Origin of the sequence: Pseudomonas sp. TJI-51 (genome assembly GCF_000190455.2) — a bacterium.
Taxonomy (GTDB): Bacteria; Pseudomonadota; Gammaproteobacteria; order Pseudomonadales; family Pseudomonadaceae; genus Aquipseudomonas; species Aquipseudomonas juntendi.
Genome location: NZ_AEWE02000091.1, coordinates 1 through 15099, shown reverse-complemented (window position 1 = coordinate 15099; position 15099 = coordinate 1). Strand labels below are relative to the sequence as shown.

The window sequence follows — 15099 nt, the reverse complement described above, 5'->3', positions numbered from 1 at the left end:
ACAGCCGCTCCAGCTCCACCATCACCCCCGCCATCGCGTCTGGCCGCGACAGCCGCCGGCCGATGCCGTTGAACACCTGTTCCAGCGTGGCGAAGTCGCCATAAGCGCCCAACCAGTCATCGGCAGCCATGAACGGCGCAATGCGCGCCAGCCGCCCCGGCAGCTCAGGCTCCGCCAGCAATACCCGATAAAACGCGCCCGTGAACTGCGCCAAGGGCTGCTCGGCATAGTCGTGCCAATGCCGCGCCAGGCAGTGGTCGAAAAACACGTCCAGCACGATGCCGGCTAAGCGCCGCCGCTCACGCGGGAACCGCGCCAGCGCCGCCAGTACCAAGGGGTGCCGGTCGGTATAGCTGTCGATATGCCGGTGCAACCGGATAGCCGCCTCCAAAGCAGGCGGGAAGCGCCCGTGCAGCGAGCCTTTGACGAAATCGCCGTACAGGCTGCCCAGCAGTTGTTGCGGGGCCGGCCCGCCCAGGTGCAAATGTGCAAGGTAGTTCATGAGCGCAGTCTACCACCGCGGCGCCCAATATCGTTATAACGCGATATAGCGATTTGAACTCAGCTAAGCACCACTGGATATTTGGATATCGGCATTCAGCGATTTATATTTCGCCCTATCGCGATATACCGCTACAACGAGCCTCACGCCATGCCACTCGATCTCGACGAAATCATAAAAGCGCTGGCCCACCCGGTCAGGCGAGAAATTCTCAGCTGGCTGAAAGACCCGGCAAACCAGTTCCCGAACCAGTACCACAGCACCGAAAACGGTGTGTGTGCCGGGCAGATCGACCAACGCTGCGGCCTTTCGCAGTCGACCGTCTCCGCCCACCTGGCCACCTTGCAGCGTGCCGGGCTGATCAGCAGCCAGAAGATCGGCCAATGGCATTTCTTCAAACGCAACGAAGCCACCATCCAGGCGTTCCTGGAACAACTGCGCCAAGCGCTTTGACCAGCAGGTAACCGACATGACCACGCTTTTCGATCCGATCACCCTGGGCGACCTGCAGTTGCCCAACCGCATCATCATGGCCCCACTCACCCGCTGCCGTGCAGACGAGGGCCGCGTGCCCAATGCCCTGATGGCCGAGTACTACGTCCAACGCGCCAGCGCCGGGCTGATTCTCAGCGAGGCAACCTCGGTCACCGCCATGGGCGTCGGCTACCCGGATACGCCCGGTATCTGGAACGATGAGCAAGTCCGCGGCTGGACCAATGTCACCAAGGCCGTGCATGGCGCGGGCGGGCGCATATTCCTGCAGCTGTGGCACGTGGGGCGTATCTCGCACCCCAGCTACCTGAACGGCGAACTGCCGGTGGCCCCCAGCGCGATCCAGGCCAAGGGGCATGTCAGCCTGGTACGCCCGCTGAGTGACTACCCCACCCCGCGCGCACTGGAAACCGAAGAAATCAGCGACATCGTCGAGGCCTACCGCAGCGGTGCGGAAAACGCCAAGGCCGCCGGTTTCGATGGTGTGGAAATTCACGGCGCCAATGGCTACCTGCTCGACCAGTTCCTGCAAAGCAGTACCAACCAGCGCACCGACCGCTACGGCGGCTCGCTGGAAAACCGCGCGCGCCTGCTGCTGGAGGTGACCGATGCAGCCATCGAGGTGTGGGGGGCCAACCGGGTCGGCGTGCACCTGGCACCACGTGCCGACGCCCACGACATGGGTGACGCCGACCGTGCCGAGACGTTCACGTACGTTGCCCGCGAACTGGGCAAACGCGGCATCGCTTTCATCTGCTCGCGGGAGCGTGAAGCCGACGACAGCATCGGGCCGTTGATCAAGGCGGCGTTTGGTGGGCCATACATCGTCAACGAGCGTTTCGACAAGGCAAGTGCCAATGCAGCCCTGGCCGATGGCAAGGCCGATGCGGTGGCGTTCGGGGTGCCGTTCATTGCCAACCCGGACCTGCCGGCACGCCTGGCAGCGGATGCACCGTTGAACGAGGCGCACCCCGAAACGTTCTATAGCAAGGGGCCGGTGGGGTATATCGATTACCCGCGCCTGTAACCCAGTGAACCCGCTGCTACCGTGCACCTGTAGCAGCGGGTTCAGGCCATTTCAGGGCCGAGCGTTGATTTGCTGCTGCAGGTTCTGGATCTGGCTCTGTAGGGTGTTGAGGTTGCGCGTGGTCTGCCCGCGGAACGCATCGAACTCCTGTACCGATGCGCCACTTGAGCCCGACGAGCCGCGGTTTTCCATTTGCGTCTTGAGCACCAGCACGTCCTGCTCCAGGCTTTCGATCGCCGCACTCGGGTTGCCCTGCTTCTTCAGCGCAGCCACCTCTTCGCTCAGGTTTTTGAGCTGCCCATCAAGCTTGCCACCGTCTACCTGGCCCGACTTCAACGCCGCCAGCTCGGCATTCACCGCCTTCAACTGCGCCTGCAGTTGGCCCTGCAATTCGGTCACAGCTTTCTGCTGCTCACGGGTATCGGCCAGCACCTGCTCCAGGCGCTTGCCCAGGTCGCCGGCCTGGCCAGCCACGCCTTGCTGCTGCTTGCTCTGCTCGGCCAGGCTGGCCTGCAACTGGCGGATCTGCAGCTTGAGCGCCTCGCTGCCGGTGTTGACCGACGATTCGCTGGCAGCGACCTTGCCACTGATTGCCTGCAAGCGCCCCGCTGCATCCTCACTGATGCGGGCAAAGCTTTCCTGGGTGGCCACCAGTTGCTGCTCCATCAGCGAGATCTGCTGGAAGCTCCACCAGCCCAGCCCGGCCAGGGCTATGAACGAGGCCCCCAGCAGCACCCACAAAGGCCCGGTGCTGGCCGGCCTGGCCGCCTTCTGGCGGCTACGGGCCACGTGCGCCGGCAACAGTTCGTCATCATCAGGGGTGCCGGCCCGCAGGGTTGGCACATCATCGAAATCGTCGTGAGCATCGTTGCGCATGGGTGAGTTCAACCGCGGTAATAGCAAAGAAACAGGAGTATAAACCGCTCGCGCGGCGCACTGCTGACCCTAATCGGCGCGCCGCGTTCACTGCCCCGGGGGCTGATGTTTCCACCAGGCGCAGAATTCATCCAGCGCCGTCCACAGGCTGATCTTCGGCTGATAGTCCAGGTACTGCCTGGCGCGGCTGATGTCGAGGGTGAAATCACGGCTCATGACCTGCATTCCCAACCGCGACAAGGTCGGTTGCGGGCGCCCCGGCCATAGCATGCAGGCGGCTTCGTTGAGCGCAGCCAGGCTGTAGGCCAGGCCGTAGGAACGGTAGCGGCTCACCTGCGGCAACTGCATCTGGCGCATTACGTAGTTGACCACGTCCCACAACGGCAGCGGCTGGCCGTTGCTGATGTTGTAGGCCTGGCCCAATGCCCGGTCATCGGCGAACAGGGCGCTGAGCAGTGCCTCGTTGAGGTTGTGCACACTGGTGAAATCAACCTTGTTCAGGCCATTGCCGATGATCGCGACCCGGCCCTTGCGCTGCATCTGCATCAGCCGCGGGAAGATGCTGGCATCGCCGGCCCCGGTGACGAAGCGGGGGCGCAGTGCCAACACCTCGAGGCCAAACTCCTGCGCACCGAACACTTTCTGCTCGGCCAGGTACTTGGTTTTCCCATAATGGTCATGGAACCGGCGCGGCAGCTGGTCTTCCCGGATGTCGAGGCGCGAGCGGCCGTTGAAGTACATGGACGGCGACGACAGGTGTACCAGGCGCCGCACGTGCTCCTTGAGGCACCCTTCGACCACGTTCTCGGTGACCACCACGTTGGCTTGGTGGAAATCCTGATAGCGCCCCCAGTGCCCCACCGCGCCGGCACAGTGCACCACCGCTTCGACGCCCTGGCAAAGGCGCCGGGCCAGCTCGGCATCGTTCAGGTCGCCGGGGATGAACTGGGCACCGCGCTTGACCAGGTGCTCCACCCCCTCCGCACGGCGGCCGCTGACCCGCACGTCCAGGCCCTGCTCCAGGGCGAAACGCGCAAAGCGCCCGCCAATGAAGCCACTCGCGCCGGTGACCAGAATTCGCATGTAACACTCCGTCTTGCCAGATTTCAGATGCAACTGACGCCAGCCGCGGCTACAACGGCACCAGCCATTGCCCTGCCGTATGCCGCAGATGCTCGGTCAGTTGCGCGAGCAATTGCCCGCCATTGCGCCAATGATGCCAGTACAGCGGCACATCGATGGGGGTATCGCTGCAAATTTCCACCAACTGCCCAGCGGCCAGTTGCTCGCGGGCCTGCAATTCGGGCACCAGCCCCCAGCCCAGGCCCGCCTCGGTCATGCGCAGGAAGCCTTCGGATGACGGGCACAGGTGGTGCAGGAAACCATCCTCCATGCCCAGCGACGCCAGGTAGCGGTGCTGCAGGAAGTCGTCCGGGCCGTACACGATGGCCGGGGTGCGGGCCAGGCGGCTGGCGACAAAGCCTTGGGGAAAATGGCGCGCCATGAACCCGGGGCTGGCCAACGCCCGATAACGCATTGCCCCCAACGGTAGGCTGCGTGCCCCGGCCACAGGCCGTTCACTGCCACACAGGCAGGCCGCCACCTCACCCGCACGCATGCGCTTCAGGCCCACTTCCTGGTCCTCTACCACCAGGTCGGTCAGCACGTTCTGCTGCGCACAGAAGTTGCCCACCGCGCCAGCCCACCAAGTGGCCAGGCTGTCGGCGTTGAGGGCGATGCGCAGGCGCTCTGGCATGCCTTGTTCGTCCAGCGCCGGCACCTGGCGCTGCAGGTCACGTTCAAGCAGGCGTACCTGCTGCACATGGTTGAGCAACTGGCGGCCGACCTCTGTCGGGCTGGGCGGGGTAGCGCGCACCAGCACGGGCTGGCCGACCCGCGCCTCGAGCAGTTTGATGCGCTGGGAAATGGCCGATTGCGACAGGCCCAGCACTTGCGCGGCACGCTCGAAACCGCCCTGTTCGATCACGGCCGCCAGGGCGGCAAGCAGCTTGTAGTCGAACATCGATTTTCCTAATGAGGGATCAGCTTTATTTGTTTTTCTTATACAGCCCCAACCCACACAATGGCCAGCATCTTTTGTGACCTTTTCGGAGAGCCTCGCCATGTGGCAAAGCTACCTCAACGGCATGCTGGTGGCCTTCGGCCTGATCATGGCCATCGGCGCCCAGAACGCCTTCGTACTTGCTCAAAGCCTGCGCCGCGAGCACCACCTGCCGGTGGCAGTGCTGTGCATCGTCTGCGATGCCATCCTGGTGGCGGCCGGTGTGTTTGGCCTGGCCACCGTACTGGCACACAACCCGACCTTGCTGGCGATCGCCCGCTGGGGCGGGGCGGTGTTCCTCATCTGGTACGGGGCCAAGGCTTTGCGCAGTGCCTGTTCGAAACAAAGCCTGCAGCACCAGCAGGGCCAGGGCACACGTTCACGTCGTGCGGTACTGCTCAGTGCCTTGGCGGTGACGTTGCTGAACCCGCACGTGTACCTCGACACGGTGTTGCTGATCGGCTCGCTGGGCGCCCAGCAGACCGAGCCCGGGGCTTATGTGGCCGGTGCCGCCAGCGCTTCACTGCTGTGGTTCTCGACCCTGGCGCTCGGCGCGGCCTGGCTGGCCCCGTGGCTGGCGCGGCCGGCAACCTGGCGCATGCTCGACCTGATGGTGGCGGTCATGATGTTTGCGGTGGCGGCGCAGTTGATCTTCAACTGATCCCAAGGGCCCTGGCAGGCAGAGCCCGAGACCACCGGTCGGCATGGCTCGACCGCCCCGGAACCTCTATTCCCTATGTTTGTTGCGTGGTTATGCGCCGGACCCGGTGCTATGATCCAGCCCTTGCGTCGCAAAGAGTAAAAACTCGCCGACGCTGATCGGGCCGCCCGTGATCGGCCTTGCGCAAACCGCAAACAGACCTGAATCAGGAGATCCACCATGGCTTTTGAATTGCCGCCGCTGCCGTACGCCCACGATGCCCTGCAGCCGCACATCTCCAAGGAAACCCTGGAGTATCACCACGACAAGCACCACAACACCTATGTCGTGAACCTGAACAACCTGGTCCCAGGCACCGAATTCGAAGGCAAGTCCCTCGAAGAAATCGTCAAGGCCTCTTCGGGCGGCATCTTCAACAACGCCGCTCAAGTCTGGAACCACACCTTCTACTGGAACTGCCTGTCGCCAAACGGCGGCGGCCAGCCAACCGGCGCCCTGGCCGATGCCATCAACGCGGCCTTCGGTTCTTTCGACAAGTTCAAGGAAGAGTTCACCAAGACTTCGGTCGGCACCTTCGGTTCCGGCTGGGGCTGGCTGGTGAAGAAAGCCGACGGCTCCCTGGCCCTGGCCAGCACCATTGGCGCCGGCTGCCCGCTGACCAGCGGCGACACCCCGCTGCTGACCTGCGACGTCTGGGAACACGCCTACTACATCGACTACCGCAACCTGCGTCCGAAGTACGTCGAGGCGTTCTGGAACCTGGTCAACTGGGCCTTCGTTGCCGAGCAGTTCGAAGGCAAGACCTTCAAGGCCTGAGTCACCCAGCCTTGAACAGAAAACCCGGCCATGTGCCGGGTTTTTTTGTGCCTGCCAGGGGCCGCCGCGCCGGTACACCGAGCCGCACGGTTTTGCTTGCTCAGGCGGCAGAGCGCGCTAACATCAAATCTTTGGAAGATTGAGACAGCGCACTCAAGTTGCAGGGGCAGGCAACCGATACACTGCTCATGGTAGGCCGATAGTGTATCGTCATCGTTGATGGCAAAATGATGCCATGCGCATGGATTAAGGAAACCCCATTGAAGCTGGAATTGCGGAACAGCTTGTCGGTCAAGTTGCTCAGGGTCGTGCTGCTGTCGGCGCTGGCGGTCGGCGTACTGCTCAGCTGTGCGCAAATTGTCTACGACACCTACAAGACCCGCCAGACCGTGAACAACGATGCCCAGCGCATCCTCGACATGTTCCGCGACCCGTCGACCCAGGCGGTGTACAGCCTCGACCGTGAAATGGGCATGCAGGTGATGGAAGGCCTGTTCCAGGACGAGTCGGTACGCATGGCGTCCATCGGCCACCCGAATGAAACCATGCTGGCAGAAAAGTCCAGGCCGCTGCGGGACACCTCCATGCGCTGGCTGACCGACCTGATTCTCGACCAGGAACGTACCTACACCACGCAACTGGTCGGCCGCGGCCCCTACAGCGAATACTACGGCGACCTCAGCATCACCCTCGACACCTCTTCGTATGGTGAAGATTTCCTGATCAACGCGGTCATCATCTTCATCTCCGGCGTATTGCGCGCCCTGGCCATGGGCCTGGTGCTGTACCTGGTCTACCACTGGCTGTTGACCAAGCCGCTGTCGAAGATCATCGAGCACCTCACGCAGATCAACCCCGACCGCCCCAGCCAGCACCAGATCCCGCTGCTAAAGGGGCACGAAAAGAACGAACTGGGCCTTTGGGTCAACACGGCCAACCAGTTGCTGGCTTCGATCGAGCGCAACACCCACCTGCGTCACGAAGCGGAAAACAGCCTGCAGCGCATGGCCCAATACGACTTCCTGACCGGCCTGCCCAACCGCCAGCAGCTGCAACAGCAACTGGACAAGATCCTGGTCGACGGTGGCCGCCTGCAACACCGGGTGGCGGTACTGTGCGTGGGCCTGGACGACTTCAAGGGCATCAACGAACAATTCAGTTACCAGGTGGGTGACCAACTGTTACTGGCCCTGGCCGACCGCCTGCGGGCGCATAGCGGCCGCCTGGGTGCCCTGGCGCGGCTGGGCGGCGACCAGTTTGCCCTGGTGCAAGCCAACATCGAGCAGCCCTACGAGGCTGCCGAACTGGCGCAAAGTATTCTGGATGACCTGGAGGTGCCGTTCGACCTCGATCACCAGCAGATCCGCCTGCGCGCCACCATCGGCATCACCCTATTCCCAGAAGACGGCGACAGCACGGAAAAGCTCCTGCAGAAAGCCGAGCAGACCATGACCCTGGCCAAGGCCCGCTCGCGCAACCGCTACCAGTTCTACATTGCCAGCGTCGACAGTGAAATGCGCCGCCGCCGCGAGTTGGAGAAGGACCTGCGCGAAGCCCTGCCGCGTAACCAGCTGTACCTGGTGTACCAGCCACAGATCAGCTACCGCGACCACCGCGTGGTCGGCGTGGAGGCCCTGCTGCGCTGGCAGCACCCGGAACTGGGCATGGTGCCGCCCGACCAGTTCATCCCGCTGGCCGAACAGAACGGCAGTATCATCAGCATCGGCGAATGGGTACTCGACCAGGCCTGCCGGCAATTGCGCGAATGGCACGACCTGGGCTTCAGCGACCTGCGCATGGCGGTCAACCTGTCTACCGTGCAGTTGCACCACAGCGAGCTGCCGCGGGTGGTCAACAACCTGTTGCAGGCCTACCGCCTGCCACCGCGCAGCCTGGAGCTGGAGGTCACCGAAACCGGCCTGATGGAAGACATCAGCACCGCCGCCCAGCACCTGCTGAGCCTGCGCCGTTCCGGGGCGCTGATTGCGATCGACGACTTCGGCACCGGTTACTCGTCGCTCAGCTACCTGAAGTCATTGCCGCTGGACAAGATCAAGATCGACAAGAGCTTCGTCCAGGACCTGCTTGACGACGATGACGACGCTACCATCGTTCGCGCCATCATCCAGCTGGGCAAGAGCCTGGGCATGCAGGTCATCGCCGAGGGCGTGGAAACCGCCGAGCAGGAAACCTACATCATTGCCCAGGGCTGCCACGAGGGCCAGGGCTATCACTACAGCAAGCCGTTGTCGGCGCGTGAACTGACCCACTTCCTCAAGCAAGCCCAACGCAATCAGGTCTCGATGCTCTGAAACTGCTCGCCCGGCCAAGCCAGCGACCTGGATTTGCATGAAATGCGCCCCCGCCCCTTTACAGCAAATGCAAATCTTTCGCATGATGTTGCCGTTTCGCATGCCTAGGCGCACTGTCCAACCACACGACGCAGGAAACCCATAATGATTCGAATGCCTCTGGCCTCCGCCAGTCTGCTGGCCATGGCCATCGCCCTCGCCGGTTGCGGCGAAAAAGACGACAAGGCTGCCGCTGCGCAAGCGCAGGCACCCGCTGCCGCCAGCACCACCGCTGCAGCGCCAGGGGCTGTCGACGAAGCCGCTGGCAAAGCCGTGGTCAAGCATTACGCAGAAATGGTCTATGCCGTGTACAGCGACTCGCTGAGCACCGCAAAAACCCTGCAGACCGCTGTCGACGCCTTCCTTGCCAAGCCAGACGATGAAACCCTGAAGGCTGCCAAGCAAGCCTGGGTTGCTGCACGCGTGCCTTACCTGCAGAGCGAAGCCTTCCGCTTCGGCAACACCATCATCGACGACTGGGAAGGCCAGGTGAATGCGTGGCCGTTGGACGAAGGCCTGATCGACTATGTCGACAAGAGCTACGAGCATGCCCTGGGCAACCCCGCCGCCAGCGCCAACATCATCGCCAACACCGAGATTCAGGTCGGCGAAGAAAAGATCGACGTCAAGGACATCACCCCCGAGAAGCTGGCCAGCCTGAACGAACTGGCAGGGTCCGAAGCCAACGTCGCCACGGGCTACCACGCCATCGAATTCCTGCTGTGGGGCCAGGACCTCAACGGTACCGGCCCAGGCGCAGGCGCCCGCCCGGCGTCGGACTACCTGGAAGGCCAGGGTGCTACCGGCGGCCACAACGAGCGCCGCCGCGCCTACCTCAAAGCCGTGACCCAGTTGCTGGTCACCGACCTTGAAGAGATGGTCGGCAACTGGGCTCCGAACGTCGCCGACAACTACCGCGCCAAGCTCGAAGCCGAGCCGGTCAACGATGGCCTGCGCAAGATGCTGTTCGGCATGGGTAGCCTCTCGCTGGGCGAACTGGCCGGTGAACGCATGAAGGTTTCCCTGGAAGCCAACTCGCCGGAAGACGAGCAGGACTGCTTCAGCGACAACACCCACTACTCGCACTTCTACGATGCCAAGGGTATCCGCAATGTCTACCTGGGCGAGTACACCCGCCCGGACGGCACCAAGGTCAGCGGCCCGAGCCTGTCGTCGCTGGTAGCCAAGGTTGACCCGGCGGCCGACGCCACCCTCAAGGCCGACCTGGAGGCCACCGAGGCCAAGATCCAGGTCATGGTCGACCATGCGCAGAAAGGCGAGCACTACGACCAGTTGATCGCCCCCGACAACGCTGCCGGCAACCAGATCGTTCGCGATGCCATCGCCGCCCTGGTCAAGCAGACCGGTGCGATCGAACAGGCGGCGGGCAAGCTCGGTATTGCCAACCTGAACCCGGATACCGCGGACCACGAGTTCTGATTCGGTAACGGCGCCTCACCCCGAACGCCCGGCCTTGTGCCGGGCGTTTGCGTTTGTGCTGCAGGTGCTGTGGTTCCAGCTGCCTGTCGTGCCTTTCGCCCTTCATTCTGGCCCCATTCACGGGATCACCAGGCCGGAGGGCGCAGTGCTACAGATTCTTGATGTTTGGGGGGAAGGCCGAATCGTTCAGCGTGTGGGGGGCAAGGACATCGTGACCGGCTTCACCCACGCCTATAACCTGAATAAAGCCGGCCAGCGCATTTCCAACGGGCCGCGCACAGGCGAGCGCATCCCCCACCTGTATCAGGTCGACGAATACGATGCGCCCCGTTTCCCGCTGGACACCCGCGCCATACCCCACGTAACCCTGATGGGCGCCCCCATCACTTACCATGTGGCCCTGGAGATGTGCAGGGTGCTTGCCCACTCCGGCAAGATCTACCTGTACGACCCCAACGAATCCGACCGCAAGATGTTCGAGGCTGTCGCCCTTGCCCAGGGCCTGCAGCTGCTGGGGCGCTTTGACCCCGCCGAACTGGACCCGCCTTTCAACGAGATCACCTTGCTTGGCGTGTACGTCTACCGCAGCCCGAGCAGCCCGCTACCCCGCCCAGAAACCCGACCGTAAAAGGACCTTCACATGGCCAGCGTCACCTACCTGTGCTCCATCGCCAACAACACCCCCTACACCCTCACCGTGGTCGACGGTGAGAACCGCGGCAAAAGCGTTGCAGTCGGCGCCCAGGACGCCTGGAACGGCGAACTGGCCGTACCGTGGATCGGCAATACCAATGAAAACCACAAAGCCTTGCGTTTGATCCTCGGCCCCGCTGCCGAAGCCAGCATCTGGGTCTTCCAGGATTACTGGAAACCGGCCCACGAGAATGCCATCAAACAGCTCACTGCCCGCACCATGGACTATGACAGCGACGAAGTCATCGAAGTGGCCGGCAACAATCGCAATGGTGGCAACAAGAACCTGATCGTCAGCCTGGTGAACCGCCAGTTCAAGCTCTATATCGCCTGAGGGCCACAAGTAACGACGATTTCATCGAGCAAACGCAAATTGCTCTTATTCAATGATCCTGGGCCTGCTAAGCTTGCACGCCGGTTTTTTGCCCAAGCCCAGGATTCTCGATGTCCTTGTCGCTGTTTCGACTCAGCCCCCTGCTGCTGGCCTTTGCCCTCGCTGCCTGTGACGACGCCCCGCGCTTCACCCAGGCCGAGCCCGGCGAAGCCTTGTCGGCTGGCCTGGCCACCGTACAGCGCAGTGACCGCAACGCCTACGCCCAGCCCTCGGCCAACCTTTCGCCGGAACGGCGGCTGGACTTCGCCGTAGGCAACAGCTTCTTTCGTAGCCCCTGGGTGATCGCCCCCTCCACCACGACTGCACGCGATGGCCTGGGCCCGCTGTTCAACACCAATGCCTGCCAGAACTGCCATGTGCGCGACGGCCGTGGTCATCCCCCAGCCGCCAATGACAGCAACGCCGTCGGCATGCTGGTGCGCCTGTCGATCCCCGACCAACCCTACCTGGCCAAGGTGATCGAGCGCATCGGTGTGGTGCCGGAACCGGTCTATGGCACCCAGTTGCAAGACATGGCCATCCCCGGCGTGGCCCCGGAAGGCAAGGTGCGGGTGAGCTATGCCCAGCACACGGTGACGTTCGAGGATGGCCATCAGGTGCAACTGCGCAAGCCAAGCCTGCAGATCACCCAGTTGGGCTACGGCGTGATGCACCCCGACACCCGGTTTTCCGCACGGGTGGCCCCGCCGATGATCGGCCTGGGCCTGCTCGAAGCCATCCCCGAAGCCGCCCTGCTGGCCAACGAAGACCCCGACGACCGTAACCACGACGGCATTCGCGGGCGGGCCAACCGGGTATGGGATGACGCCCAGGGCAAGACCGTGGTCGGGCGCTTCGGCTGGAAGGCCGGCCAACCCAACGTCAACCAGCAGAACGTGCACGCCTTCGCCGGCGACATGGGCCTGACCAGTACCCTGCAGCCCAAGGACGACTGCACCGCGGCGCAAACCGCGTGCCTGGCTGCGCCCAATGGCGATGGCGCCGATGGCGAGAAGGAAGTCAGCGACAACATTCTGCGCCTGGTCACCTTCTATACCCGCAACCTGGCCGTGCCGGCACGCCGCGACGTGGGCGCGCCACAGGTGCTGGCGGGCAAGAACCTGTTCTACCAGGCCGGCTGCCAGGGTTGCCATACACCGCAGTTCACCACCGCCGCCGATGCAACCGAGCCAGAGCTGGCCAACCAGGTCATCCGCCCCTACAGCGACCTGCTGCTGCACGACATGGGGCCGGGCCTGGCCGACGAGCGCACCGAATTCGCCGCCAACGGCCAGGACTGGCGTACCGCGCCGCTGTGGGGCATCGGCCTGAGCGAAACGGTCAGTGGCCACAGCCAGTTCCTGCACGATGGCCGCGCGCGCAACCTGCTCGAAGCCGTGCTTTGGCATGGCGGCGAAGCCGAAGCGGCACGCAATTTCGTTCTCACCTTCAATGCCGAGCAGCGCGCCGCGCTGCTGGCGTTCCTGAATTCCCTTTAAACGCGCAAAGGAGCCGGCATGTTCCGACCCAAATTGTTGTTCACCAGCCTCGCCGCACTCGCCCTCGGCGCCTGCTCGCCGCAGGACCCGCAAGCAGTGACCTCCGCCGCCATCGCCAAACAGGTGATCCTGCCCACCTACAGCCGCTGGGTCGAAGCCGACCGTACCCTGGCCGCCAGCGCCTTGGCCTACTGCGAAGGCAAGGAAGACCTGGAAAAGGCCCGTGCCGACTTCCTCAACGCACAAAAAGCCTGGGCTGAACTGCAACCGCTGCTGGTGGGCCCTCTGGCCGAAGGCAACCGCGCCTGGCAGGTGCAGTTCTGGCCCGACAAGAAAAACCTGGTCGGCCGCCAGGTAGAGCAACTGGTCAACGGCGACAAGCCAGTCGATGTGGCCGCGCTGGGCAAGGCCAGCGTGGTGGTACGTGGGCTGTCGGCCTATGAATACATTCTGTTCGACAGCAAGCCGGACATCGCCACAGCCGAACAGAAGGCCCGTTATTGCCCGCTGCTGGTCGCCATCAGCGAGCACCAGAAGCTGTTGGCCGAGGACATCCTCAAGAGCTGGAACAGCACCGACGGCATGCTCTCGCAGATGACCAAGTTCCCCAACCAGCGCTACGCCGATTCCCACGAGGCCATCGCCGACCTGCTGCGCTCCCAGGTGACCGCACTGGATACGCTGAAGAAAAAACTCGGTGCCCCCATGGGCCGCCAGAGCAAGGGCATCGCGCAGCCGCTGCAGGCCGAGGCCTGGCGCAGCCACAGCTCACTGAAAAGCCTGGAGGCCACCCTCAAGGCTGCCCAGACCGTGTGGGTTGGGGTCGACAACCAGGGTTTGCGCGGCCTCCTGCCCAGCGATCAGAAAGCGCTGGCAGACAAGATCGACGCCGCCTACGCTACCTCGCTCAAACTGCTGGCCGACAACCAGAAGACCCTGGGCGAGTTGCTGGCCGACGACGCCGGCCAACAAACCCTCAACCAGCTCTATGACAGCCTCAACGTGGTCCACCGCCTGCACGAAGGCGACCTGGCCAAGGCGTTGAACATCCAGCTGGGCTTCAATGCCAACGACGGTGACTGATCATGCTGCGACGCCAGGCAATCAAACTCGGTAGCGTACTGCTCAGCGCCCTTACCCTGGGTGGCTGGAGCCTGTTCCGCAACAAAGGCAGCGAACCCTTGCTGCTCTCGGCGCGTGACGACGGCGACGGCAAGCACTATGCCGTGGGGTTCCGCCTGGACGGCACCCAGGTGTTCAGCACCCAGGTTGCCCAGCGTTGCCATGCCATCATCCATCACCCTGAACAGCCGATCGCCCTGTTCGTCGCTCGCCGCCCCGGTACCGAAAGCTACCTGGTCGACTTGCGCGACGGGCGCTTGCTGCAAACGGTGGTTTCGCAAGCGGACCGGCACTTCTACGGCCATGCGGTGGTGCACAAAAGCGGCGAATGGCTGTACGCCACCGAGAACGACACCCGTGACCCGGGGCGGGGCGTGCTTGGCGTGTACCGCTTCGAAGGTGCGCGCCTGGTACACACCGGCGAGCTCCCCACCCACGGCATTGGCCCGCACGAGGTGGCCTGGCTACCCGACGGCGAAACCCTGGTGGTGGCCAACGGCGGGATCCGCACCGAGGCCGAAAGCCGGGTCGAGATGAACCTCGATGCCATGGAGCCGAGCCTGGTGCTGATGCAGCGTGACGGCACCTTGTTGAGCAAGGAAACCCTCGCCCAGCAGATGAACAGCGTGCGCCACCTGGCAGTGGGCAGCGATGGCACCATTGCCGCCTGCCAGCAGTTCATGGGCGACGCCGATGAAACGGCCGAGTTGCTGGCCATCAAGCGCCCGGGCGAGCCGTTCAAGGCCTTTCCGGTGCCCGAGCAGCAACTGCAGGCCATGGCCCAGTACACCGCCAGTGTAGCGATTCACAGCGAGCTGCGGCTGGTGGCGCTGACCGCACCACGGGCCAACCGCCTGTTTATCTGGGACCTGGACAGCGGCGCTGTGCGGCTCGACGCCCCTATGCCCGACTGTGCCGGGGTCGGTGCGGTCAAGGACGGGTTTGTCGTGACCTCCGGGCAGGGCCGCTGCCGCTTCTACGATTGCACCAAGGCACAACTGGTCGGGCAACCGATGAGCCTGCCGTCCGGGTTCTGGGACAACCACCTGCATCTGGTCTGATTGATCCGTGGCCTTCACCGGCCCTATCGCAGGCAAGCCAGCGCCCACAGGGGTCGCATCAGGGCTGATAGGTGTTTGTCACAAGATATGCAGCGCCTGTGAGAGCGAGCGCCGCCCGCGCGGC

General features: G+C 63.6%; 15 protein-coding genes. 11 read left to right on the top strand and 4 right to left on the bottom strand.

All coding sequences use genetic code 11. The features are described 5' to 3' along the window. On the bottom strand, positions 1–502 hold a 502-nt coding region (locus tag G1E_RS19525), incomplete at its 3' end, for an ACP phosphodiesterase (protein WP_047150034.1). Positions 503–652: 150 nt separating this feature from the next. Here G1E_RS19525 and G1E_RS19520 point away from each other — a divergent pair. Together G1E_RS19520 and G1E_RS19515 are read left to right on the top strand one after the other, a co-directional pair. After that, entirely contained in the window at positions 653–955 is a 303-nt protein-coding gene (locus tag G1E_RS19520) for a helix-turn-helix transcriptional regulator (RefSeq protein ID WP_009686831.1), read from the top strand. Between the two features lie 16 nt (positions 956–971). After that, entirely contained in the window at positions 972–2021 is a 1050-nt protein-coding gene (locus tag G1E_RS19515; RefSeq protein WP_009686830.1) for an alkene reductase, read from the top strand. Positions 2022–2072: 51 nt separating this feature from the next. Here G1E_RS19515 and G1E_RS19510 read toward each other — a convergent pair whose 3' ends face one another. From G1E_RS19510 to G1E_RS19500, 3 genes are all read right to left on the bottom strand, one after another. Beyond that, positions 2073–2897: a hypothetical protein gene (locus G1E_RS19510; RefSeq protein WP_009686829.1), complete on the bottom strand. Its 825-nt coding sequence runs from the start codon at positions 2895–2897 to the stop codon at positions 2073–2075. 87 nt (positions 2898–2984) lie between these two features. Further along, positions 2985–3980, bottom strand: coding sequence for an NAD(P)-dependent oxidoreductase (locus tag G1E_RS19505; RefSeq protein WP_009686828.1), 996 nt, complete (start codon positions 3978–3980; stop codon positions 2985–2987). Between the two features lie 49 nt (positions 3981–4029). Next, positions 4030–4920, bottom strand: a complete 891-nt coding sequence (locus G1E_RS19500) for a LysR family transcriptional regulator ArgP (protein WP_009686827.1) — start codon at positions 4918–4920, stop codon at positions 4030–4032. Positions 4921–5020: 100 nt separating this feature from the next. On the opposite strand from G1E_RS19500, the gene G1E_RS19495 reads away from it, so the two are divergent. The 9 genes from G1E_RS19495 (at position 5021) to G1E_RS19455 (ending at position 14975) form a co-directional block, all read left to right on the top strand. Beyond that, positions 5021–5620, top strand: coding sequence for a LysE/ArgO family amino acid transporter (locus G1E_RS19495; RefSeq protein ID WP_009686826.1), 600 nt, complete (start codon positions 5021–5023; stop codon positions 5618–5620). Positions 5621–5839: 219 nt separating this feature from the next. Further along, positions 5840–6436: a superoxide dismutase gene (locus G1E_RS19490; RefSeq protein ID WP_009686825.1), complete on the top strand. Its 597-nt coding sequence runs from the start codon at positions 5840–5842 to the stop codon at positions 6434–6436. A gap of 260 nt (positions 6437–6696) precedes the next feature. After that, positions 6697–8748 (top strand): bifunctional diguanylate cyclase/phosphodiesterase, encoded by a 2052-nt coding sequence (locus tag G1E_RS19485; protein WP_009686824.1) that lies wholly within the window; start codon positions 6697–6699, stop codon positions 8746–8748. Positions 8749–8892: 144 nt separating this feature from the next. After that, the gene (locus G1E_RS19480) at positions 8893–10227 is read left to right on the top strand and encodes an imelysin family protein (protein ID WP_009686823.1); all 1335 of its coding nucleotides are present in this window, start codon (positions 8893–8895) and stop codon (positions 10225–10227) included. Between the two features lie 145 nt (positions 10228–10372). Next, positions 10373–10855 (top strand): hypothetical protein, encoded by a 483-nt coding sequence (locus G1E_RS19475; RefSeq protein ID WP_033691313.1) that lies wholly within the window; start codon positions 10373–10375, stop codon positions 10853–10855. A 12-nt stretch (positions 10856–10867) separates the two neighbouring features. Continuing rightward, positions 10868–11254 (top strand): hypothetical protein, encoded by a 387-nt coding sequence (locus G1E_RS19470; protein WP_009686821.1) that lies wholly within the window; start codon positions 10868–10870, stop codon positions 11252–11254. Positions 11255–11364: 110 nt separating this feature from the next. Further along, positions 11365–12792 carry a di-heme oxidoredictase family protein gene (locus G1E_RS19465; protein ID WP_009686820.1) on the top strand — a complete coding sequence of 476 codons (1428 nt, stop codon included), beginning with the start codon at positions 11365–11367 and terminating at the stop codon, positions 12790–12792. Between the two features lie 18 nt (positions 12793–12810). Continuing rightward, positions 12811–13875: an imelysin family protein gene (locus tag G1E_RS19460; RefSeq protein ID WP_009686819.1), complete on the top strand. Its 1065-nt coding sequence runs from the start codon at positions 12811–12813 to the stop codon at positions 13873–13875. A gap of 2 nt (positions 13876–13877) precedes the next feature. Then, positions 13878–14975: a DUF1513 domain-containing protein gene (locus tag G1E_RS19455; protein ID WP_047150033.1), complete on the top strand. Its 1098-nt coding sequence runs from the start codon at positions 13878–13880 to the stop codon at positions 14973–14975. Positions 14976–15099: the final 124 nt, after the last annotated feature.

What these genes read in the sequence shown, in the direction of transcription:
- G1E_RS19520 (WP_009686831.1), top strand. Translation starts at nt 653, where the DNA reads ATGCCACTCGATCTCGACGAAATCATAAAAGCGCTGGCCCACCCGGTC.
- G1E_RS19515 (WP_009686830.1), top strand. Translation starts at nt 972, where the DNA reads ATGACCACGCTTTTCGATCCGATCACCCTGGGCGACCTGCAGTTGCCC.
- G1E_RS19510 (WP_009686829.1), bottom strand. Translation starts at nt 2,897, where the DNA reads ATGCGCAACGATGCTCACGACGATTTCGATGATGTGCCAACCCTGCGG.
- G1E_RS19505 (WP_009686828.1), bottom strand. Translation starts at nt 3,980, where the DNA reads ATGCGAATTCTGGTCACCGGCGCGAGTGGCTTCATTGGCGGGCGCTTT.
- G1E_RS19500 (WP_009686827.1), bottom strand. Translation starts at nt 4,920, where the DNA reads ATGTTCGACTACAAGCTGCTTGCCGCCCTGGCGGCCGTGATCGAACAG.
- G1E_RS19495 (WP_009686826.1), top strand. Translation starts at nt 5,021, where the DNA reads ATGTGGCAAAGCTACCTCAACGGCATGCTGGTGGCCTTCGGCCTGATC.
- G1E_RS19490 (WP_009686825.1), top strand. Translation starts at nt 5,840, where the DNA reads ATGGCTTTTGAATTGCCGCCGCTGCCGTACGCCCACGATGCCCTGCAG.
- G1E_RS19480 (WP_009686823.1), top strand. Translation starts at nt 8,893, where the DNA reads ATGATTCGAATGCCTCTGGCCTCCGCCAGTCTGCTGGCCATGGCCATC.
- G1E_RS19470 (WP_009686821.1), top strand. Translation starts at nt 10,868, where the DNA reads ATGGCCAGCGTCACCTACCTGTGCTCCATCGCCAACAACACCCCCTAC.
- G1E_RS19465 (WP_009686820.1), top strand. Translation starts at nt 11,365, where the DNA reads ATGTCCTTGTCGCTGTTTCGACTCAGCCCCCTGCTGCTGGCCTTTGCC.
- G1E_RS19460 (WP_009686819.1), top strand. Translation starts at nt 12,811, where the DNA reads ATGTTCCGACCCAAATTGTTGTTCACCAGCCTCGCCGCACTCGCCCTC.
- G1E_RS19455 (WP_047150033.1), top strand. Translation starts at nt 13,878, where the DNA reads ATGCTGCGACGCCAGGCAATCAAACTCGGTAGCGTACTGCTCAGCGCC.